This is a genomic window from Amycolatopsis bartoniae, assembly GCF_014191255.1.
Taxonomy (GTDB): Bacteria; Actinomycetota; Actinomycetes; order Mycobacteriales; family Pseudonocardiaceae; genus Amycolatopsis_E; species Amycolatopsis_E bartoniae.
In genome coordinates this window covers 105936-126572 of the sequence record NZ_JACHWH010000011.1, presented here as the reverse complement: position 1 = coordinate 126572, position 20637 = coordinate 105936, and the positions used below count along the sequence as shown (strand labels likewise).

Genomic DNA, 20637 nt, shown 5'->3' with positions numbered 1-20637 from the left:
GACGCGACAGCTCCGTCGAGCGGGCCAACCGGCCGGTGAATTAGCCTCCGTGCATGGCTCCGAGCCGTCTCCTTGGGCTTCGAAGGAGACGGCTCGGCGGTCGTCTCGAGACACGTTCCGGTCCGACCACTCGCTGGACGAGTTGGTCTAAGTCGCCTCTACCAGAGACGTGTGCCCGTACTCGCTCAGTCGGACGATCCGGCAAGCCAGGGCTCGAAGAAGTTGACTCTCACGTCGTCGGGCCGCCGGGAGAGGAGGTCGAAACCGGCGTAGACGGGGTCGCTCTTGTCGCGTCGGCCGAGGGCTTCGGGCACCCGTCCCGGGTCGTCGGCGGGCACTCGGAAGTTCTGCAGGTTGTCCCGGACGACGTGCCGATAGAAGATTTTCCATTCGCCGTCGCGCTTCTCGAACAGATCGAGATAGCGGCACTCAGTGAGCTGGTGGATGACCTCCTTCTCAGGCTCGACGCCGGGCTCGACGATCTCGTGGAGCACGTGCACGTGGCTCTCGACGAAGGCTCGCGAGCCCTTCAGCTCGATGATCGGGTTCGCGATGGAGTGCACCGTGGTGCGGGCATGCGGCAGGACTTCGGCGATGACCCAGTCGCTGAACGGGTGGGCCGGGCCGTTGGCGAACCAGTGGGTGTCGTAGGCGTCCTCGTGGTAGCAGGATTTCATGATCTCGGTGTCGAGTCGGTCCACGCCCCGGCAGTAGCGGTGCAGTACGTCTCGGATCGACTCCCGGTCGCGGAGCTCGGTGACCTCTGCCTCGAGTGCGGCGAGGCGTCCCTCGATGTCGGTCATGTGCTGTTTCTCCTTTCGGTGTGGGTCAGGCTCGGGGGCGCGGGGCGAGTGGCCAGGGATCGACGCCTGCGACGACCCGCTGTCTAGTGGTCCCGATCCCCGCGGCGGTCAGTTCGACGACGTCACCGGGGGCGAGCCAGCCAGGAAACGTGGGCGCGTCGGGTTCGAGCGCGTTGAAGTGTTCGATCAAGGTGCAGGTCGGGATCGTGCCGGTCGCGATCACGTCGCCCGGCTCGAGGGGGATGCCGCGGGAGGCGTAGGACAGCACCTCGCCGTAGGTCCAGTCCATCTTTCCGGTGGTGCCGCTGCCCACCAGTACGCCGTTGACCGAGGCCCTCACCTCGATGTCGAAAGGCGAATCGAAGGCGTGGTCGGGCAGCTCGTCCGGGGTCACCAGAAAGGGGCCGAGGGTGGTGCCCGCGTCTTTGCCCTTGGCCTGTCCGATGCCGAGCCCGCGGTCGAGTGCCTGCAGGTCGCGGGCGCTCCAGTCGCAGTAGAGCGTGTACCCGGCGATCAGCTCCTGGGCCTGGTGGGGTGCGAGGTCGCGGCCGGTGCCGCCGATCACGGCGGCGATCTCCAGCTCGAAGTCGAACCAGGTGCTCCCCGGGGCGATGGTCACGTCCTCGTAGGGGCCGACGACGCTGGCGGGTCCGGCGAAGTAGAACGCGGGGATGTCGTACCAGATGTCGGGTAGGTCCTCGGTGACGCCCCGTGCCGCCATGGCGTTGCGCATGTGCTGCAGGTAGCACAGGGAGTCCCGCATCGACGGAGGGCGAGGGATCGGGGCGAGGAGCCGCACGTCATTCAGCGCGACGGTGTCGGTGCTTCGGCCTGCGGCCTCGTCCAGAGTGGCGGGCAGTGTCCCCTGTCGCAGATGGTCGAGCAGGGTCTCGCCAGGCGGCAGGGCGTGGATTGTGCCGCCGTCGACGGCGCCGACTCGTTCTCCGGTCTCTGTCGCGAATGTGGCCCAGCGCATGTGTACCTCCGGTCGTGGGAATCGGGTGCGGCCCGTCAGGCCGCGCCGAGCCAGAGCCCGGCGAGTGGCTCCGGCGGTTCGGTCACAGGTGAGAAGCCGCTGGTGGATATGGCCAGCGTCTGCGGCTGTCGGGCGCTGTGGCGCGGCCACTCGCCCTTGGGTGGCCGGGGTCGTCCGTTCGCGGCGAATGCGGCCCATGTCGCCCGCATCTGCTCGGCGAGGGCGGCGTCGACCTCGCCGGCCAGGTGCTGGCCCGCCTCTGTGTCGCCGGTGTCGAACAGGTACGGCAGCTCGGCCCCGTGCACCGCGCCGATCGGTCGACCGTCGCGGATCGTGGGCTGGTCAAAGCGGTAGCAGAAGACGGGGGAATGGTCCGCCGCCGCGCGGGCAAGCGCGAACGCCGGGTAGCGCAGCGCCGCATCGCCCAGGACGGCGGCGGCGAGCCGTTCGTTCGGCGCCTGCGGGTAAAGCCGACGGTAGGTCGACTCGATGGCGGGGCCGAGCGGCCCGAAGCGCTCCAGAACGCCAGCGAGCAACCCTCGGGCCAGGGCAGGATCGTGTGCAGCCGCTGCGATCGCCGTCTCGAGGTGCAGAACGGCTTCGTCGCGTGTGTTGCCCACCAGCAGCGGTATCTCCGCGGCGGCGCCCTGGGCGAGCGCACTGAGCGGATCTTCCGGGAGCACGTCGCCGTCGATAACCGGGTTGAAAGCCATGGACGCTCCGCCGAAGAACTCTCGCATGGAGCCCGCAAAGGCCTCGTCGCTGAGCTGGGTCTGCGCGTCCAGCAGGCTGCTCAGGGGGACCGCGCGAAGCGCCCCGGGCGAGTCGCGGGGAATCCCGAGCCCGTCGGCCATCCGACGGGTCACCTCCACCGCGGAGTCCCACGACACCGCGTAGGGCGCACCCGGGGAGGCGATGACCGCCCTGTGCACCAGGCCGCGCGCATGCGGCGAGGCGAGCAGGCACGCCACGATCATCGCTCCCGCCGAGTGACCGGCCAGGGTGACGTTGTCGGGGTCTCCGCCGAAGGCGGTGATCTCCTCACGCACCCAACGCAGGGATGCGATGACATCGAGCAGAGCGGCGTTGGCCGAGCCTGCCGCGGAGGGCTCGGCCAACGCGGCGAATCCGAGCGCCCCGAGCCGGTAGTTGACGTTGACCTCGACCAGGCCGTGCCGGCTCAGCCCACCACCGCGGTAGAGGGGGTCGCCGCCGGACCCGAGGGCGAACCCGCCACCGTGGATCCACACGAACACCGGCAGCCCGGACCGGCCGGGGGAGGGAGTCCGCACCGACAGGGTGAGACAGTCCTCGCTTTGCGGCAGCCTGGAGCGGTAGACCTCGCCGACGACCGCGAACGTCTGCCGCTGGGGCGCCGCCGGCCCCGGTCCTGAGACCGGCCGGACGCCGGACCAGGGCAGTGGGGGCGCGGGCGGTGCGAACCTCAGCTTGCCGACCGGTGGGGCGGCGTACGGTATCGCGTCGAACAGATGGCTTCCGTCCGGTTCGAGGAGTCCCGTCAGCTTCCCGGAACCGGTCGTGAGGACGCTCGCGCCGAGGGCCGTCATGATTGCGGCTCCGTCAGGACATTGGCGCGGAGCAGGCCCTTGCGGACCTTCCCGACCGACGTGCGGGGCAGCGCGTCGACGAACTCCACGACCGAGGGCACCTTGAACGACGCGAGATGTGTTCGGCAGTGCTCGAGCAGCTCGGCCTCGGTGACCGCATGTCCCGGTCGTAAGGCTACGACCACCTTGAACGCTTCGTCGAGCATGTCGTCCGGAATGCCGACGGCCGCGGACTCGGCGACGGCGGGATGCGTCTCGACCACCCGTTCCACCTCGGCGGCGGCGACGACCTCCCCGCCACGCTTGATCACGTCTCGCGCGCGGTCGTGGAACCGGAGGAACCCGTGCTGTTCCACACGCACGATGTCACCGGTATGCAGCCAGCCGTCGCGGATCATCGCTTTCGTGGCCTCGGGGTTGTCGTGGTAGCCCGCCATCAGCGTGATTCCCGGCTCGCCGCCGACGAGCAACTCGCCCACCTCGCCCACAGCGGCGTCGACACCGTCTCCGGTCACCACGCGCAAGCGGCTCCCGCTCAGCGGCGCCCCTATCGTCGCGTTGTCCCTGCGCCGGTCGAGCGGATTCATTGTCGGAGGCGCGATGGTCTCGGTCATCCCGTACATCTGCAGCAGCCCAGTCGCGTAGCGCTCCTCGAACTCCTTGAGCTCGTCGGGAGTGAGATTCTGCGCGAAACACACCTCGCGCAGATCGTTGTCCGCGTCGGCCGGGTCTCGGGGCTGAGAGAGGATCATGCGCATGGGTGCGGCGAAGAGGCTGCCCAGGGTCGCTTTGTGGCGGCGCGCCTGCGCCGCCCAGCGAGACGCCGAGAACCTTTCCATCACCGCGGCTGAGGCTCCGGTGACCAGGCTCGACATCACCGAGTAGTACTGGGCGTTGGCGTGGAAGACGGGCAGCACCACGAGCCATCGGTCCGCGGGCCGCATCCGCAGGTTTTCGGCGATCACCGTGCCGGCGTGCAGGTAGTTGGCGTGAGTGACGACCACTCCCTTCGGGCGGCTGGTGCTCCCTGACGTGTACATGATCGACAGTGGGTTCCGCGGGTCGACAGGCTCAGCGGTGACCTCGTCGCCGGAGCGTCCGTCGAAGTCGGCGCCGGTGCGGATGATCGGGACACCCGCGAGAGTCGCAGTCTCCGCGAGATCGTCGGCGTCCTGTTCCAGGACGACCATCCGGCAGTCCGCATGTCCCAGGACGAAGTCCAGCTCGTCGGGGGTGCTACCCGGATTCACCGGAACGATGACCGAACCGCTCAACGCAGCCCCGAACCAGCAGGCGAAGAACTCGGGGCGGTTGCGGGTGGCGATCGCGAAGCGTTCACCACCCCGGACGCCGGCCCCGGCGAGCACGGACTGCCCCCGGCGGGCGAGCGCGACCGTCTCGGCGTAGGTGTAGGTCGTTGTTGAGCCGTCGCTCTCGAACAGCAGGAAAGGGGCGTCGGGAGTTCGTTCGGCCTGGTCGAGCAGGACGGCGCCGAGCCCGCGGTCGCCGAAAGGCAGTATCGTCACAGCGCGCTCCTACCGGTTCCGGTTGCGCTCGCGGGCAGCGACCCGGCCGGCGAACTCGTGCGCGTTGCCGTTGGAGGACCAGTGGCAGTCAGTCGCGTCGGGGTGGCAGCAGGACTTGAACAGCTCGATGTCGGCTCGGTCGGCGCCACGGGCGTAGCGATGGAGCACATCCCGGAGCGACTCCTTGGCCGCCAGAACGTCGAGCTTGCGCACGACGGTGCTCGACTGCTGTGTTGACACTGTCGTGGAATCGACAGTCGTCATCGAGGGCCTCCTTATGGATCAGGGGGATTCGCGTGGGTCAGGCGTCGGCGAGAGGCTTGCGGTAGGTCTCTCGCAGCGCCAGGGCCGACAGCAGGGAGATGACGCCCGCGCCCACGATGAAGTAACCCGGCACGATCGGGTTGCGGGTGGCGGCGGTCAGCCACGTCATCAACAACGGGGTGCCGCCGCCGAAGACCATGTTGGCGAAGGTGTAGATGATCGAGACGCCGCCGTAACGCACGACGGTCGGAAACATCTCGGAGGAGAACACGGCCAGCTGGGAGTTCAGCGGTGCCGCGGCCACGGCGAACAGCACGAACGCGGTCAGCGCCAGCCCGAAGCTGTGCTGGTTGAGCAACCAGAAGCATGGGTAGCCGACGACGATCTGGGCGGTCGCACCGCCGATGAGCATCGGCCTGCGTCCGACGGAGTCGGACAGCCTGCCCATGATCGGCAGCAACGCCACATAGACCAGCAGGCTGATCACGGTGAGCGTCAGAGCCTCGCGCAGTGTGGTGGTCTTGGTGACCGCGAGGTAGGACGGCACGTAGACATAGAAGATGTAGGTGGGCAGGGACGACGCGACCAGCACGCCGAGCCCCACGACGATCTCCCTCGGATACGTGCGGATCACGAACAGGATCGGGGTCCGCACGTCCTTCCGCTCGGACTTCACCGCCTCGAAGTGGGGCGTCTCCTCCAGCCGGAGGCGCAGGTAGAGCCCGATGAAACCGAGGGGCAGCGCCACCAGGAATGGGATCCGCCAGCCCCAGCTCGACATCTGCTCCGGGCTCAAGATCGACGAGACCGCGGCCCCGACGATCGCTCCGAAGGCCAGGCCGGCGCCGAAGCCCACGGTGATCCAGGATCCGTAGAGGCCACGCCGGTTCGGTGGCGCGTACTCGACGACGAATGAGGCGGCCCCACCGAATTCACCGCCGGCGGAGAAGCCCTGAATGAGGCGAAGCGCGACCAGCAGGACCGCGGCGAGGGGTCCGGCAGCGGCGTAGGTCGGCAGCAGTCCGATCAGGAACGAGGCCCCCGACATCACCAGGATCACCGCGGACAGGGTGATTCGGCGGCCGATGCGGTCGCCGAGGTTGCCGAACACCAGCGCGCCGATCGGGCGGGCGACGAACGCGGCGCCGTAGACGGCGAAGGCCGTGAGCAGCGAGGTCGTAGGATCCGCGGCGGGGAAGAAGAGCGGTCCGATCACTGCGGCGAGTGAGCCGTAGACGAAGAAGTCGTACCACTCGACGAAGTTGCCGGCGACTGCACCGACGGTCGCCCGTCGCTGCACCGCCCGGTTGTGAGTCGCCGTGCTGAGAACGGCTGGTGGGGTCGATGGCGAAGAAGCGTCCACGACGATGCCTCCTGTCCACCACGATGTGGGCGGTTCGACTGGATGTGCCGCAGACTCCCCGGATTGCTCCGGGTACGGCGCGATGGCTGTCACTCTGCTCTCGGCAGGGGGGCGACGACAACGGCCCGTCGGCCAAACAGTCAGCCCGCCGAATTGTCCGCGCGAACAAACGCCAAACGATGAACCGCCTGTTGAGTGCTAGAATTCGTCTTCGATTGGGCGTCGCGACCAAGTCGTATCCACAGTCGCCCCCTGAGGCTGCCCTCGGCACACGACCGGCAGGAGAGGCGCATCGAGTGCAGGACCCAGACAACACGGCCTTGCTGAACCCCGTCTTGGAGCGGGTGCTGCACACGATGTCCGACCACGCCGCGGCTATCGCAGCGGAAACAGCGGACGCTGTCCATCGCAGGATCGCGGACTACCGGCTGGTCCCCCACGAGTCACTCGTGCAGTCGGCTCTGCGCAACCACGCGCGCGTCGCCAGGGCTTTGCGTGAGGGCAGGGGACCGGGCGAGGACGACATGATCGAGGAGGCCTGGATCGTCCGCGAGCGTGTCCGCTCGGGAGTGCCGATCGAGAACGCGCTGCACGCCTACCGACTGTCCATCAGCATCTTGCGCACCTACTTCACGCGGTGGGCCGTGGAGTTCGGGTTGGACAGCGGCGAGACTCTGCGTGGTGTGAATGCACTGTGGGAAGTGACGGATGTCGTGACGTTGCGGCTGGCCGCGGTGCATCGCGACGAGGAACTCAACCTCGCTCGCCATGACGAGCGGCAGCGGTTCAACTTCCTCCACGCCCTGCTCACCGGTGCCACCGGGCCAAATCACCACGCCCTGTGCGCTACATACGGACTTCCGGTCGGCATCTCCTACGTCACCTTGCGCGCCCGGGCCACCGCGGAGCAGGGGCTGCGCACCATGACCGAACTCGTGGCCAGGACGACTCGCCGTGCGCCCTCCTTGATCGGCATCTTCGAGGGGGACGTCGCCGGTGTCGTCGCGACTCCGCCCGTGATTCCCGAGCGGCTGGCGGTGGCTGTCGGTCCGGCCGTCGATCTCGCCGACCTCCCGATCTCCTTCCGGTGCGCCAGCCAGGTCCTCGACGTGGGGCTGGCTTTTGGTATGTCGGGTTTGTTGACAGCGGAGAGGCTGTCTCTTCGGCTGGCCGTGGCATCAGCCGACGACGTCGGTGCGTTGCTGGTGGAGCGCTACATAGCGCCCACGGAGTCCGAAACAGACGGAGGCAAGCAGCTGCGGGAATCGGTCAGGGCCTATCTCGCGGCGAACCGCAACGTGCGCGACGCCGCGACGCGACTCTGCGTGCACCCGAACACGCTGCGCTACCGGCTTCGCAAGTTCGAGACGATGACTGGGCGCGACCTGAGCCTCGACGCGGTCGCGTTCGAAGCGTGGTGGGCTCTGCAACGGTGGTCGTGGGAAGCCGGATCAAAAGATCCGCGAGGGTGAGGCGTCGTGGACCGTCGATCGCGACTTCGGCGACGCCGTCCTCGGCGAATCTCCCGAACTGCGACAGATCGCCAAGGCCAACCGGGTATTCCTGCACCGCATGGTCCGGTATCGCATCGGGAAGGGCATCGCCCCAGTCCATCGAGAACGGATCGGGCTTGCCGACGATGCGGCACGCACACGAGGTCGCCGACGAAGTCAAGCCTAGGGTGCCCGCGTGGTCTACGCCGACTACGACCCGATCGCGGTCGCGCGCTCCCGCGACTTGCTCGAAGAACACGGAGACACCCGCCGCCACGCGGCGATCGACTTGCAGGCCGTCGCCGATCAGTGCTGGGCCGGAGTCGTTGACCAAGCTTGCACCAGAGCAGTCAAGTTGTCCGCCGAGGCAAACGCAGAGTAGGCGGATGGCGGCCCCGCCGTATCCTCCCTACGCCGAACCCCCGGGATCTTGGGACTGCTTCAAGATCGGTGTTTCTGGCCCGACACGCCGGGCTGAGGTTCGGCGGGGATGGGCACTGTGAGTGATTCCCAATGATGTTGTCAAGCGGTAAGTGGCGCGGGTTCGGCGTGGTATTGCGTGTTGTCACGCAGCATGGCCCAGAGCACGTTGAGTCGTCGGCGCGCGAGCGCGATGACGGCTTGGGTGTGCCGTTTCCCTTCGGCTCTCTTGCGGTCGTAGTAGGCTTTCGACGCGGCGCACCAGCGGATGCTGGCCAGTGCCGAGAGGTAGAAGGCGCGCAGCAGACGCCGGTCGTAGCGTCGTGGTCGGCGCAGGTTGCCGCTGATGCGTCCAGAATCGTGGGGTGCGGGCGCGAGCCCGGCGACGCCCGCGAGACGGTTGGCGGTGCCGAACGGGGTCATGTCGCCGCCGGTTGAGGCAAGGAACTCGGCACCGAGCAATGGGCCGAATCCGGGCAGGCTCAAGATGATCTCGGCGTGTCGGTGCTGGCGGAACCGACTCTCGATCAGGGTGTCGATCTCGGCGATTTCCTCGTTGAGAGCGATCACCGCCTTCGCCAGCCTGATGACCATATCAGCAGCGAGCCGTTGGCCGGGCAACGTCGTGTGTTGTGCTGCCGCAGCCTCGATCGCGGTTGCCGCGACGGCCGCAGCGTTGCGGACTTTCCTGTTGCGTAGCCACGTTTCCAGTCGGGAGTGCCCGATCCGCCGCAGCGCTTCGGGCGTTTGATAGCCGGTCAGCAAAGTGAGCGCGGCTTTGCTGGCGCTGTAATCGAAAGCTCGCTCAAGAGCGGGGAAGTATTCGAGCAGTTGCGTTCGCAGCCGGTTGATCGTTCGGGTGCGGTCGCAGATCAGGTCGGTGCGGCGAGCGGTCAGGATCCGCAGGTCGACACTGATGTCATCGCCTGGCCTCAACGGTTGCAAGTCGCGGCGCATGCGGGCCTGGTCGGCGATGATCGCGGCGTCCTTGGCATCGGTCTTGCCGTCTCCGCGGTAACTGGCTGCCGCGTGGTAGACGGTGCGGCCGGGAATGTAGAGCAGGCGCTGATCGTGGTTGACCAGCAGTGCCAGCAGCAGCGCTGCGCCTCCGCTGTTGAGATCGATCGCCCAGGTTGTGGCGTCGTCGCCGGCGAGTTCGGCGACGTTGGCGATGAGTTCCAGCAGCGCCGTCTCGTCGTTGGCGACTCGCCGGGACAGCCGTCGTTTCCCGTCGGCGTCCAGCACGACGCAATGGTGATGTGATTTGCCTGCGTCGATTCCGGCCCACAGTTCGGGCACGGTCACCTCCAGCTCGAATGATGTCGCGGTCACGGCCCAACAGACGACCTCGCCGTCGCGTCCTTACACAGCGATCCACGTCGCGCATCCCAATGAGCGGTCGAGTCGTCGCGGGGTGCCGGGCGGCCAATCACTCAAGGCCATCGGCGGCGGTGACATCAAAGCCATACCCGGCACCCTGGGTGCCGGAGAGCATATGGGCTGCTCCGGGACACCTACCGATCACGGTAAGGATGACATCTGACCCTATGGATCCCGGTAAGAGTGGGAAGAAGCCGGCGCGGCAACGGTCGCCGGAGCAGGCCGCTGCGGCGGGGATGGTGGCCGAGGCGAAGGCCCGTGGGCTGGAGCTGACCGGTCCTGATGGGCTGTTGAAGCTGTTCAACAAGAAGGTGCTGGAAACGGCGCTGAACGAGGAGATGACCGAGCATCTCGGACATGAGAAGAATCGACTCGGTGTACGCCGCCGTGTTCATCGACGCGATCGTGGTCAAGGTGCGTGACGGGCAGGTCGCCAACGGGCCCGTCTACGGCGCGATCGGAGTCACTGTGGACGGCCATAAGGACGTGCTGGGTCTGTGGATGGGTGCCGGTGGCGAGGGGGCGAAGTTCTGGATGAGTGTGCTGGTCGAGTTGAAGAACCGCGGCGTCACCGACGTGTTCTTCCTCGTCTGCGACGGTCTGGAAGGGCTCCCCGAGGTTGTCTCGAACGTCTGGCCGAGCACGCTGGTCCACACCTGCATTGTCCACCTTGTTCGCAATACGTTCCGGCTCGTCGCGCGGCAGCACTGGACGCACTCAAGCGTGATGTAAGACTGATCTACACCTCAGCCAGTCCCGACGCTGAACTTGCGGAGAAATGGGGACGCAAGTATCCGGCACTGATCAGGTTGTGGCGAAACGCGTGGGAGGAGTTCATTCCCTTCCTCGACTACGACGTCGAGATTCGTCGCATGATCTGTTCCACCAACGCGATCGAGTTGCTGAATGCCCGCTACCGCCGTGCCGTGCGGGCACGCGGCCATTTCCCCACCGAACAGGCAGCGTTGAAATGCCTGTATCTTGTGACCCGCAGCCTGGATCCGAGCGGGACAGGACGCGCCCGATGGACAATGCGCTGGAAACCCGTGATCAACGCGTTCGCCATCACCTTCGGTGATCGCTGGCCGACCGCCGAAACCTACTGATCAACGACGCCAGAAACACCGTTCGTGAGATAGACCCGGTCATGACGTTGGTGTCGGCTGACGGAGCCTGAGACGAGGGACGGGTCTTTCGTAACGCTCCGTTGTCGGTCGGGGGCCGTCGCCGGCTCGTCGCGCGTTGCCAGACTTGCCCCATCGCCCGCGTCGCCGCCGAGATGGGCATCTCCCCGCCAATGCGCATCGAAGTGGGTCAACCGCTGGCGCCGCCACGGCGAGACCGACCTGCTCGACCATCCGAGTGTCCCGCACCACCAGCCCACCGCTACGCCCCGCCGAGGTCGTGGCTCGGATCGAGCAGGTACGCCGGCGACGGAAGTACTCCGCCAGCCGGATCACCACCGAGCTGATCGCCGAGGGCATCACCATCTCGGTGCGGACCGTCGGGCGGCGGCTGGCGGATCCACGGCAAAGACAGCCACCACGCGCCGGCGCGGCCGGCGCCGCCGACTCGAGACCCGGACACGTCCACCTAGATGCGCAGCGCCCGCCCGCCGATGGCGTAAAGTCATGCACCGCTGGTCGGGGCAGCCATCGTCACCATCTATAAGCTAGAGAGGGAGAACACGTCGGTGCGCCTGCTGTCCGCCCACATCACCAAGTTCAAGAGCATCACGGACTCCACCGAGTTCGCGATCAACGGAGACGTCACTGCCCTGGTCGGAAAGAACGAGTCCGGCAAAACAGCTGGACTCGAAGCGCTCTACCGCCTCAACCCCCTACCCAGTGGCCACCCGACCGACTTCGACGAGCTGCGGGACTACCCGCGCCGCTTCCGGGCCCGGGATAAGGCCACCATCTCCAAGGCCGAGCCGGTCAAGGTCACATTCCAGCTGGAACAGGCCGACATTGACGCCGTCACCGAGCAGTTCGGTCCCGACGCGCTCACGTCCGACAAGCTGTATGTCAAGCGCAAGTACAACAACAACTCGACCTGGTACGAGGACTCGCGGACCACCAATGGCCTGGGTGCCGCACGGCACCTCGTTACGAAGGCGGGCCTCGACGTCAGCCGCTACGGCGTCCCTACCACCGTCGCTCAGCTCGTCGCCGCGCTGCGCGCGGATGAAGGCGCCGAGGCCGCGGTGCAGTTGGCCGCCGAGCTGGACGAGCGCGACCTCGACGCAGAGATCAGGAACGTCTTACACCGGCGGCTGCCGAAGTTTCAGTACTTCGACGAGTACAACGTGCTCCCTGGCAGCGTGTCGATCGAGCGGCTGCAGAAGGTGGCCGAGGACGAGCTCGACGCGGAGGAGCGCACCGCCCTGTCGTTGCTGCGGCTGGCCGGCGTCGAGTCTGACGAGTTCACCGAGGACTCTTACGAAAGCCGCAAGGCCGCGCTCGAGGCTGCGGCGAACGAGCTGACCGACCAGCTCTTTGAGTACTGGACACAGAACCCGGACCTGTCCGTTGAGCTCGACATCGAATTCAAGCCGAAACCGACGCCGCAGGCCCCGCAGTACACCGAGCCGTGGCTCCACATCCGGATCAAGAACGGCAAACACCGGGTCACCCTCGGTATGGCCGGTAGGTCGAAGGGCTTCATCTGGTTCTTCTCGTTCCTGGCCGCCTTCTCCGAGTACACCGGCAACCCTGAGCGCCGGATCATCCTGCTCGACGAGCCGGGCCTGAACCTGCACGCCAAAGCCCAGGCCGACCTGCTGCGCTACATCGATGAGCAGCTCGCCCCGCACCACCAAGTCATCTACAGCACCCACTCGCTGTTCATGATCCAGCCGACCAAGCTCGAGCGCTGCCGGACCGTGGAAGACATCAACAACGACGGGACCAAGATCAGCCAGGACATCTGGAAAGCACGCCCCGAAACCGTCTTCCCGCTGCTCGGCGCGCTCGGTGTCGACATGACCCAGACGTTGGTGATCGGTCCGCACCAACTGCTGGTCGAAGGCCCCTCCGACGTCGTCTACCTGACCGTCATGAGCGACGTGATCCGTCGCGCGGGCGGCACCCCGCTCGACCCACGCTGGACCATCACCCCAGTCGGCGGGCTGGATAAAGTACCGGCGTTCGTCTCACTGCTCGGCGGTAGCGATCTCGATGTCGCGGTCCTGATGGACGTCGCCGCTGGTGGAAACCAGCGAATCGCCCAGCTCGCCAGTCGAGGCCTGCTAGACGACCGTCGACTCATCTACCTGACCGAGATCACCGGCACCGGCGAGGCTGACATCGAAGATCTGTTTGACGTCGGGTGGTACCTGAAGCTGCTCGGCGCGGCGAAGGTCGGCAAGTTCACCAAGTCGATGCTCAACGGCGGCGGCCGGATCATCAAGCAGGTCGAAGCCGCGCACGGCGGTCGTTTCGACCACTACCAGCCCGCGAACCACCTCATGCGATCCCCAGGCACCCTCCTTGACTCGATCGACGAATCCACCCGCGAACGCTTCCAGCACCTGTTCAATCGGATCAACGGCCTCCTGTAGGTTCCCGAGTCATCAGTCACGCCGACCGCAGCCACACGGATGCCGCCGACCGGTTCGTTGAGCTGTTGGCGGTACCCCTGGGGCACGGCGGCGCGCACCACGACGTTCAACGGCAGCGAACTGCACTGAACGTCGCCGTTTTACCTGCGATTTCTCGGTTTCAGCAGGTAGGGGAGTGGTCCGAACCTCACTGGCGGTGAGGGGGTCGGAATCGGCGAGCTTGGGGCGAAGGAGCCGGAGCGAAACTGGAGCGGTGACTGGTCCGCAGATGGGCTGAACGTGCTGAGTCGACTCCAGCGTACCTATCGCGAGCACTGATTTCTCTGTTTCCCCAGGTCAGCGCATTGGCCGGGCGACACGGGGGTCAAGGGGTCGCAGGTTCAAATCCTGTCGTCCCGACGGTCTGAAGAGCCCGTTGGCTCTGGGTGGAAGCCCAGGTCAGCGGGCTTTTTCGCGTTCGAGGGTGTGTCTCGGTTTCATGATCAACAAGGACGGGTAGGAGCGAATCAGGAGCCGATTATGGAAAGTTTTGACCCCAGGGCTTCTGGGGTCGCCTTCGGATCGGCTCCTCCAGGAACCGCTGGCAACAGTCCTGGGGTGTCTGGGTGCCGCAGGGGCCGGTTTGGGCGGTCGGCGAGGCGGTTGTGGTGGGGCATGACAAGGGCCCGCCGTTCCCTTCGGGGGCGGGCCCTTATGGTGGGTTGTCAGGGCGGCGACGCCAAGGCTATCCACGTCCTACAGAACTACGAGATCACCGCAGGGCGAAAAAAGCTCACTAGAGCCAGTCGTGTTCGCGGGCGTAGCGGGCCGCTTCGTGGCGGGTGCGGGTCTGGGTCTTCTGCATCGCGTTGGACAGGTAGTTGCGGACCGTGCCCTCGGCCAGGTGCAGCCGGCCCGCGATCTCCGCCACCGAAAACCCCTCCCGCGTCGCGCGCAGGACGTCGATCTCGCGGTCGGTCAGCGGACAGTCGTCCACCACCGCCAGCGCCGAGACGTCCGGGTCGATCCAGCGCTTGCCCGCGTGCAGGGTCCGGATCACCGACGTGATGTGCGCCGGCTCCGCCGCCTTGCTCACGAACCCCTGCACGCCCAGCTTCAGCGCCTTCCGCAGCACGCCGGGCCGGGCGTGCCGGGTCAGCATCAGGATCACCTGCTCCGGCCGTGCGCGCCGGATGTCGGCCACCGCGCCAAGACCGTCCACAGTGGGCATTTCCAGATCGATGACGAGCACATCCGGACGGTGCTGCAGCGTGGCGGCCACCGCCTGCTCGCCGTCCTCGGCCTCGGCGAGCACGGTGATCTCGCCCTCGAGCGGCAGCAGCGCCGCCAGTGCCTTGCGCAACAGGGCTTCGTCGTCAGCGAGCACCACGGTGGTCATCGGCCGCCCTTCCCCGTCCGCCACGCCGGGAACGCCGCCGCCGTCCGGAAGCGGCCGTCCGTACGCGACACCCGTAGCTCGCCGCCGTGCTCGGCCAAGCGGTGGCGCAACGCCGAAAGCCCGCTCAGCTCGGGCTCGCCGTCCTCGGCCGCGCCGTCGTTGACGATCTCGATACCGGACCGCGACAGCGTGATCCGCACCTGGCGGGCCTCGGCGTGACGCAGGATGTTGGTCGTCGTCTCGCGCAGGACCTGGCCGAGCAGCTCGCCCGCCCGCGCGTCCACTTCGGACTCCCGCTCGACGTGCACGTGGATGCCCGCCGCTTCGAACAGGTTCTTCGCGTTCTCCAGCTCGGCCGAGAGGTTCAGCCGCCGCTGCGCGTGAGCGAGCTCCTTGGTCTGGACGATCGTGTCGCCGACCAGGCTGCGCACCTCCGCCAGCTCCGCGCGCGCCCGGTCGAGGTCGCTGTCCAGCAGCTTCTCGGCGAGGGCGGTTTTCAGCTTCACCACGTGCAGCGTGTGCCCCTGGATGTCGTGCAGGTCGCCGGCGAAGCGCACCCGTTCCCGCGTCACGGCCAGCTCAGCCTCCCGCTCGCGCGACTGCTCCAGCTCGGCGATCAGGTCGAAGAACCGCTGGCTGGCGAACATGAACCCGGTCGCCAGCAGCACTGCGACCGCGGGGACGGCGGCGTACTGGATCAGCCGGGGCCCGACGCGGTCGTCGTGCACCAGCACGTTCGCCGCGCCCAGGACGGCGACCAGCGCGGTGAACCCGGCCAGCGCCGCGAGCCGCCGGCGCGGCAGCGGCGGGACGAGGAACGATCCCACCGCCGACAGGCCGAAGAACGTTGCCGGGTCGTCGGTCAACGACCCGGCCAGCCAGACGACCGCGGTGACGGCGAAGCTGGGCCGCGCGACGCGCAGGTAGTCCCCAGCCGTCCAGCGTTCGGCGGTCGCCAGCGCGGCGACCAGCCCGATCACCTGGATGACGACGTGCCACCAGGTCCGGGCGGTCAGCAGGAGCAGCACGCCGACGATCGCGAGCGGCGGGACCGTGGTGATCAGGTTGAGCCGGCGCAGCCGTTGCTGGACCGCCCCGCCGGTCCAGGAGCTCCTGCGCGCGATCGTCGGTACCTCCACGGGGCCGAGCGTATCGACCTCGGCGCGGCGCACCAGTGACACTGCGTCATGCATCGGGGTGACGTCGCCACACTGCCGGGCTCGCGCCGATCCCGCTGGAATCGGAGCATGTCCACGACACCCGTCATCGACGTCGACCGCCTCACCCTCACCTACGGCGGCTTCCCCGCGGCGCTGTGCGCGTGTTCGGGAAGGACCCGCGCGACCGCGCCGCCGACGTCGGGCGCGTGCTCGGCGTCGTCGACCTGACCCGCAAGGCCACCACCAAGGTCGGGTAGCTCTCCGGCCGCGAGCCGCTCACCGATTCGCTGGGCCTGTTCGGCCCGACGCTGGCTGGGTTCGTCATCGCCGTCGCGCTGGCCAAGCGGCTCTTCCGCTAGGAACCGCGCCGCTGTCCGGCGGCGCACCGAGAAAGGAATACCGATGCGCAAGATCCTGCTCGCCGCCGCCGCCGCTGTGTTCGGCGTGACGGGGTTGTCCCCTGCGTCCGCTGCGACCAGCCTCGCCTGGGGGCCGTGTCCTGCAGGCGCCTTCCCCGTCCCCGACATCCAGTGCACGACGATGAAGGTGCCACTGGACTACGGCGACCCTGGCGGACGGACCATCGACATCGCCGTGTCGCGCCTGCCGAGCAAACACCCGGAGAAGCGGCGGGGCGTGCTGTTCACGAACCCCGGCGGTCCTGGCGGTGAAGGTCTGGACTACCCGCAGGTGCTGAAGTACGTGAACCTGCCGCAGAGCGTACTGGACGCCTACGACGTCATCGGTTTCGATCCGCGGGGCGTCGGTCGCAGCACGCCGGTGACGTGCGACCTGACCCCGGCGCAGCTGGCGATCGGCAACCTGCCCTACGCCGATGGCCCGGCTGACGTCGTCAAGCAGGCGAAGATCGCGAAAACCGAGGCACAGCAGTGCCGGGATGCCGCCACCGGTCCGATGCTGCCGTATGTCACCACGGCCAACACCGCGCGGGACATGGACCGCATCCGAGCGGCGCTCGGTGAACCCACGGTGTCCTACCTCGGTGCGTCCTACGGCACATACCTGGGCGCGGTGTACACGACGATGTTCCCTGACCGCAGCGACCGCATCGTGCTGGACAGCAATCTCGGCCCGGGCGGTTACGACATCACGGCGATGCGCGCCTTCGCCCGGGGCATGGAAGACCGCTTCCCGGACTTCGCGAAGTTCGCCGCGGCGCATCCGGAGTACGGCCTCGGCCGCACGCCGGCCGAGGTGACGGCCAAGTTCCACGAGCTGGCGGCGCGCCTGGACCGTGCCCCGGTGGCGGACGTGACAGGCTCGATCTTCCGCAGCTTGACGTTCAGCGGTCTGTACACGACGGACCTGACTCGACTGGGCGAGGACTGGCAGGCCCTCGACCAAGGGCGCGCGCCTCAGGTGCCGACCGAGACAGGCTCGATCGAGAACACCTTCGCGTCCCGGTTCGCGGTCATCTGCGGAGACTCGGCGTGGCCGCGTTCGGTGGGGACGTACCAGGTGAACGTGGCAGTCGACCGCATCCGGTACCCGCTGCTCGGCGCGGCCACGGCGAACATCTCGGCGTGCGCCTATTGGGCGCCCCCGAAGGAGCCGCCAGTGCGGATCACCGGTCGCGGTCCGGCCAACGTGCTGATGGTGCAGAACGAACGCGACCCGGGAACGCCGTTGGTGAACGCCCTCGAGCTGCGCTCGGCGTTCGGCGAGCGTGCCAGGATGGTGACCGTCGACCAAGGCGGCCACGGCGTATACCTGGGGCCCAACCAGTGCGGCAACACGGCGGTGACGAACTTTCTCGTGACCGGGGACCGGCCCGCGCACGACGTGCGGTGTGCAGCTCAGTCTGGCGACGGTTTCTGAGGGAGAACTCGGTGAGCAGATGAGATGAAACAGGGCGGCGCGGGCGCATCGAGCGTCCGCGACCGTCCGCTCACCGGTTGGCCACCTTCGCACGACAACACAGGTTCGATCCCGTGCGCGAGCGCGAAGATTGCTGCGCTGGAGGCGGCAGTGCTCCCCGGCAGCAAACCTCGGTGGGCACCGCGATGACGACATTGGTGACGATGATCGCGGTGGTGGAGCGCGCGATCGCCTCGGCGGCGGCTCGGGCTCGCCTTTTTCGCCCTGCGGTGATCTCGTAGTTCTGTAGGACGTGGATAGCCTTGGCGAGTTGCCCGGCGCGTCGGGGACAGCAGCGGAGCTTGCGCAGGACCGTGGTAGTCCTTGTCGCCCAGCGCGATGAGCCCGGCATCGCGCAGCGCGGCGGGAATCTGCCAGATCCGGGCGGCAGCGGTGTCGTGAGTGCTGCCGGGCAGGGCACCGGAGACCCACAGGACCGTGCCGTCCGGCGAGAAGGGCCGGTCGGCGGCGACGCGATCGATCGGGATCAGCGTGCCGTCGATGATCACGTAGGCCAGGCCGTCGCGCTTGGCCGTGCGCAGCTTCGGAGCCCGCGCGGCCAGCAGTTCCACGGTCTCGTTGACGTAGCAGGTAGACCAGCACCGCCAGGGCTTGTTGTCCGGGGTCGAGCTTGCGCCATACCGAGCCGAGTTGCTTGCGGTGGATGCGGACGATGCTGGACGTGAATCGGCGACTACGCCAGGTCGATAGGAGAAGCCCATTGGCTCTGGGTGGAAGCCCCAGGTCAGCGGGCTTTTCGTGCTCGTGGTGTGTCTCGGGGTGAGGCCCGTTTTCATGATCAACAGGGGTGAGCGGGAGCGAATCAGGAGCCGATCACGGAAAGTTTTGACACCAGGGCTTATGGGGTCGCGTTCAGACCGGCTCCTCCAGGAACCGCTGGCGACTGTCCTGAAGCTGCCTGAACCCGGTTTGGTTCGCGTCGGCTGAGAGCAGCACGGCGCCGTTGCGGGCGGCTGTCGTCGCCGTAGCGGCGTTGGGGCGGTTCGGGGTGGCTGGATGCCGCAGGGGCCAGTTTCCGCCGGTTCCGGCGGTCGGCGAGGCGGTCGTGGATGGAGCACGAGAAGGCGGGCCCCTTGCGGTGGGTCGGGCGGCTAGCAGGAGTGGCTTGGGTGTGACCGCGCCGTGGAGGTTGGCGAGGGCGTCGAGCCAGCACTGCTGGAGTGTGTCGAGGATGCGGGCTTCGACTTCGGAGGCGAGGCGGCGGGGCGCATCGCCCTTCGCGAGAAGTTCGAGCGCCGCAGCAACTGGTGTTCGGCGGTGACGAACACGTGCGGATGCTCGTGGGTCTCGAGGAAAGCCTCGAGCAGGGTGATGAGGAACGAGGGCACCAGAAACGACCCGGCCCTGGCAACTTCAGAGGTTCGGTACGGGACTCGCCGACGCCGGCACGGAGCCACCGATAGTTGGGTCGAACTCGTCAACAGCGGTGGTCAGCTCTCGCTTCCGCCGTTCGTCACCATGTCCGGCGCAGTGGCGGTCGGTCGTGATCCAGCATCCAGCTCTGGCACGCCGTGCTGCTGTCATGGCTGCATCTTGCCCATTCGTAGCGGGCCAGAGGCGATGGTGTCGTTGCCACAGCTGAAGACGTTGTTCGGCAAGCAGCCTCCGCCGGCCGCTGGGCCCACGCCTCGCCGGCGGCGATGGTGGGCGATGATGTGGAACGATTCCAGCGCTATGGCGCCCCATCGCTCCGGATAGCCGATACGAGCCACCAGTATCTGCTGAACAAGCCCGCAAACGTCAATTCGTACCGCCTCGGGATCATGCCGCCGCTGTCGCTCGTCTGGGTGCCCTGCTGCCTGTGTAAGGTCATGGGTGAGCGGAGCCATCGCTGAGCTCGATCCTCCTGGCGAGGGCTTCAGCCGGCTCCCTGCCGTTCTCGGAGTGCGGTGAGGTAGCGGCGGTCGAATTCCTGTTCGGAAACCGGTGTCGCCTCGATTTCGAGCACTTCCTGGACCAGTTGCCAGAAGGCCGCGGTGGAGGCACGCGAGTCGTCCGCACGCCAGACCAGGCTCAACGGAGGGGCTGGGACGGTCGGCGCAATCGGCCGGAAGACGACGTCGAGACGTCCGGGCACGACCGCGCTTTCGGGAGCGACGGCGATGCCCAGCCCGGATGCCACCATTCCCACCACTGTGTGGATCCCCTGCACGGTGCCCGCGATCGCCGGCTCGAAGCCGGCGGCGGCGCAAGCAAGGTGGAGGTAGCGCGGGAAGCGTTCCTCCAGCGGCGTCAGGACGAACTGCTGGTGGACCAGCGCCGAGATGTGGACGGCCGGCTCGTTGTCCAGTGGATGTCCTCGGGGCAGCACCAGCATCGTCCGCTCGGTCATCAGGGGCAGTGCCAGCAGCTTGCCGGTCTCCCGGCCGTTGGAGAGCGGAGGACGCCCGAAGGCGATGTCAGCGGTGCCCTCCAGCACCGCACGCACCCCGGCAGCCGTGCGGGAATACTCGACCGGGTGGACAACGAGATCCGGCCTGCGGGTGCGCAGCACGCGCAGGATGCGAGGCAGAATTTTGGTGAATGAGGAAGCCAGGGCGGCGATCTCGATCCGGCCCAGCTCTCCGCGCGCCGCACGGAGGGTTTCCGCACGAGCGCGCTCCACAGCGGCGTGAACCGCACGTGCGTGCTCGGCGAAAGTGCGGCCCGCCTCGGTCAGCTCGGATCCGCCCGGCAACCGTTCCACCAGCTCCACACCCAGCTCCTGCTCGAGTTGCTTGATCTGCTGGGAGAACGGCGGCTGCTTGATCCCGACGGCGGCTGCGGCCCGGCCGAAGTGCCGGTGTTCGGCTAGAGCGAGAAAGTAGGTCAGATGCCGCAGTTCCACCTTCGCTCCTTAACTCCG

At 67.4% G+C, this 20637-nt stretch carries 15 protein-coding genes and 4 pseudogenes; 7 read left to right on the top strand and 12 right to left on the bottom strand.

Annotation, left to right across the window (positions count from 1 at the left end; translation table 11 throughout):
- Positions 1-185: 185 nt before the first annotated feature.
- The 7 genes and pseudogenes from FHX82_RS32275 to FHX82_RS32250 all read right to left on the bottom strand — a co-directional run bounded on the left by FHX82_RS32275 (position 186) and on the right by FHX82_RS32250 (position 6437).
- Entirely contained in the window at positions 186-803 is a 618-nt protein-coding gene (locus FHX82_RS32275) for a nuclear transport factor 2 family protein (protein ID WP_145932846.1), read from the bottom strand.
- Between the two features lie 25 nt (positions 804-828).
- Positions 829-1566 carry a fumarylacetoacetate hydrolase family protein gene (locus FHX82_RS32270; protein ID WP_229881051.1) on the bottom strand — a complete coding sequence of 246 codons (738 nt, stop codon included), beginning with the start codon at positions 1564-1566 and terminating at the stop codon, positions 829-831.
- Between the two features lie 30 nt (positions 1567-1596).
- Positions 1597-1779: pseudogene (locus tag FHX82_RS37445) on the bottom strand (fumarylacetoacetate hydrolase family protein); the annotation flags it as partial.
- A 35-nt stretch (positions 1780-1814) separates the two neighbouring features.
- Positions 1815-3347, bottom strand: a complete 1533-nt coding sequence (locus FHX82_RS32265) for a carboxylesterase/lipase family protein (RefSeq protein WP_145932848.1) — start codon at positions 3345-3347, stop codon at positions 1815-1817.
- Positions 3344-4873: a class I adenylate-forming enzyme family protein gene (locus tag FHX82_RS32260; protein ID WP_145932849.1), complete on the bottom strand. Its 1530-nt coding sequence runs from the start codon at positions 4871-4873 to the stop codon at positions 3344-3346. Before FHX82_RS32260 ends, FHX82_RS32265 begins: the two co-directional genes overlap by 4 nt.
- Positions 4874-4882: 9 nt before the next feature.
- Positions 4883-5137, bottom strand: a complete 255-nt coding sequence (locus FHX82_RS32255; RefSeq protein WP_145932850.1) for a nuclear transport factor 2 family protein — start codon at positions 5135-5137, stop codon at positions 4883-4885.
- Positions 5138-5174: 37 nt separating this feature from the next.
- On the bottom strand, positions 5175-6437 hold the full coding sequence (locus tag FHX82_RS32250; RefSeq protein WP_183176961.1) for an MFS transporter: 1263 nt from the start codon (positions 6435-6437) through the stop codon (positions 5175-5177).
- 359 nt (positions 6438-6796) lie between these two features.
- On the opposite strand from FHX82_RS32250, the gene FHX82_RS37905 reads away from it, so the two are divergent.
- Positions 6797-7972, top strand: coding sequence for a PucR family transcriptional regulator (locus FHX82_RS37905; protein ID WP_183176960.1), 1176 nt, complete (start codon positions 6797-6799; stop codon positions 7970-7972).
- Between the two features lie 217 nt (positions 7973-8189).
- Positions 8190-8375: a hypothetical protein gene (locus tag FHX82_RS32235; protein ID WP_145932853.1), complete on the top strand. Its 186-nt coding sequence runs from the start codon at positions 8190-8192 to the stop codon at positions 8373-8375.
- Positions 8376-8515: 140 nt separating this feature from the next.
- Here FHX82_RS32235 and FHX82_RS32230 read toward each other — a convergent pair whose 3' ends face one another.
- Complete coding sequence (locus FHX82_RS32230) at positions 8516-9718, bottom strand: IS110 family RNA-guided transposase (RefSeq protein WP_183176973.1); 1203 nt, start codon at positions 9716-9718, stop codon at positions 8516-8518.
- A gap of 242 nt (positions 9719-9960) precedes the next feature.
- Here FHX82_RS32230 and FHX82_RS38200 point away from each other — a divergent pair, with 242 nt between their 5' ends.
- The 4 genes and pseudogenes from FHX82_RS38200 to FHX82_RS32215 all read left to right on the top strand — a co-directional run bounded on the left by FHX82_RS38200 (position 9961) and on the right by FHX82_RS32215 (position 13355).
- A complete protein-coding gene (locus FHX82_RS38200; RefSeq protein ID WP_446323456.1) occupies positions 9961-10215 on the top strand; it encodes a hypothetical protein in 255 nt (84 codons plus the stop codon).
- A pseudogene (locus FHX82_RS32225) lies at positions 10154-10899 on the top strand (IS256 family transposase); the annotation flags it as partial. The gene FHX82_RS38200 and the pseudogene FHX82_RS32225, both read left to right, overlap by 62 nt.
- Positions 10900-11000: 101 nt before the next feature.
- Positions 11001-11401 (top strand): annotated as a pseudogene (locus FHX82_RS32220) (helix-turn-helix domain-containing protein); the annotation flags it as partial.
- Positions 11402-11486: 85 nt separating this feature from the next.
- Positions 11487-13355 (top strand): ATP-dependent nuclease, encoded by a 1869-nt coding sequence (locus FHX82_RS32215; RefSeq protein ID WP_145938204.1) that lies wholly within the window; start codon positions 11487-11489, stop codon positions 13353-13355.
- Positions 13356-14130: 775 nt separating this feature from the next.
- Here FHX82_RS32215 and FHX82_RS32210 read toward each other — a convergent pair.
- Positions 14131-14733, bottom strand: a complete 603-nt coding sequence (locus tag FHX82_RS32210; protein ID WP_145938203.1) for a response regulator transcription factor — start codon at positions 14731-14733, stop codon at positions 14131-14133.
- Positions 14730-15872, bottom strand: a complete 1143-nt coding sequence (locus FHX82_RS32205; RefSeq protein ID WP_145938202.1) for a sensor histidine kinase — start codon at positions 15870-15872, stop codon at positions 14730-14732. The genes FHX82_RS32210 and FHX82_RS32205 overlap by 4 nt, the downstream gene beginning before the upstream one ends.
- A gap of 423 nt (positions 15873-16295) precedes the next feature.
- Here FHX82_RS32205 and FHX82_RS32200 point away from each other — a divergent pair, with 423 nt between their 5' ends.
- A complete protein-coding gene (locus tag FHX82_RS32200; protein WP_145938201.1) occupies positions 16296-17732 on the top strand; it encodes an alpha/beta hydrolase in 1437 nt (478 codons plus the stop codon).
- A gap of 262 nt (positions 17733-17994) precedes the next feature.
- Here FHX82_RS32200 and FHX82_RS32195 read toward each other — a convergent pair.
- Positions 17995-18515: pseudogene (locus FHX82_RS32195) on the bottom strand (transposase family protein); the annotation flags it as partial.
- Positions 18516-19650: 1135 nt separating this feature from the next.
- Positions 19651-20619 (bottom strand): LysR family transcriptional regulator, encoded by a 969-nt coding sequence (locus FHX82_RS32190; RefSeq protein ID WP_145938200.1) that lies wholly within the window; start codon positions 20617-20619, stop codon positions 19651-19653.
- Positions 20620-20637 lie beyond the last annotated feature (18 nt).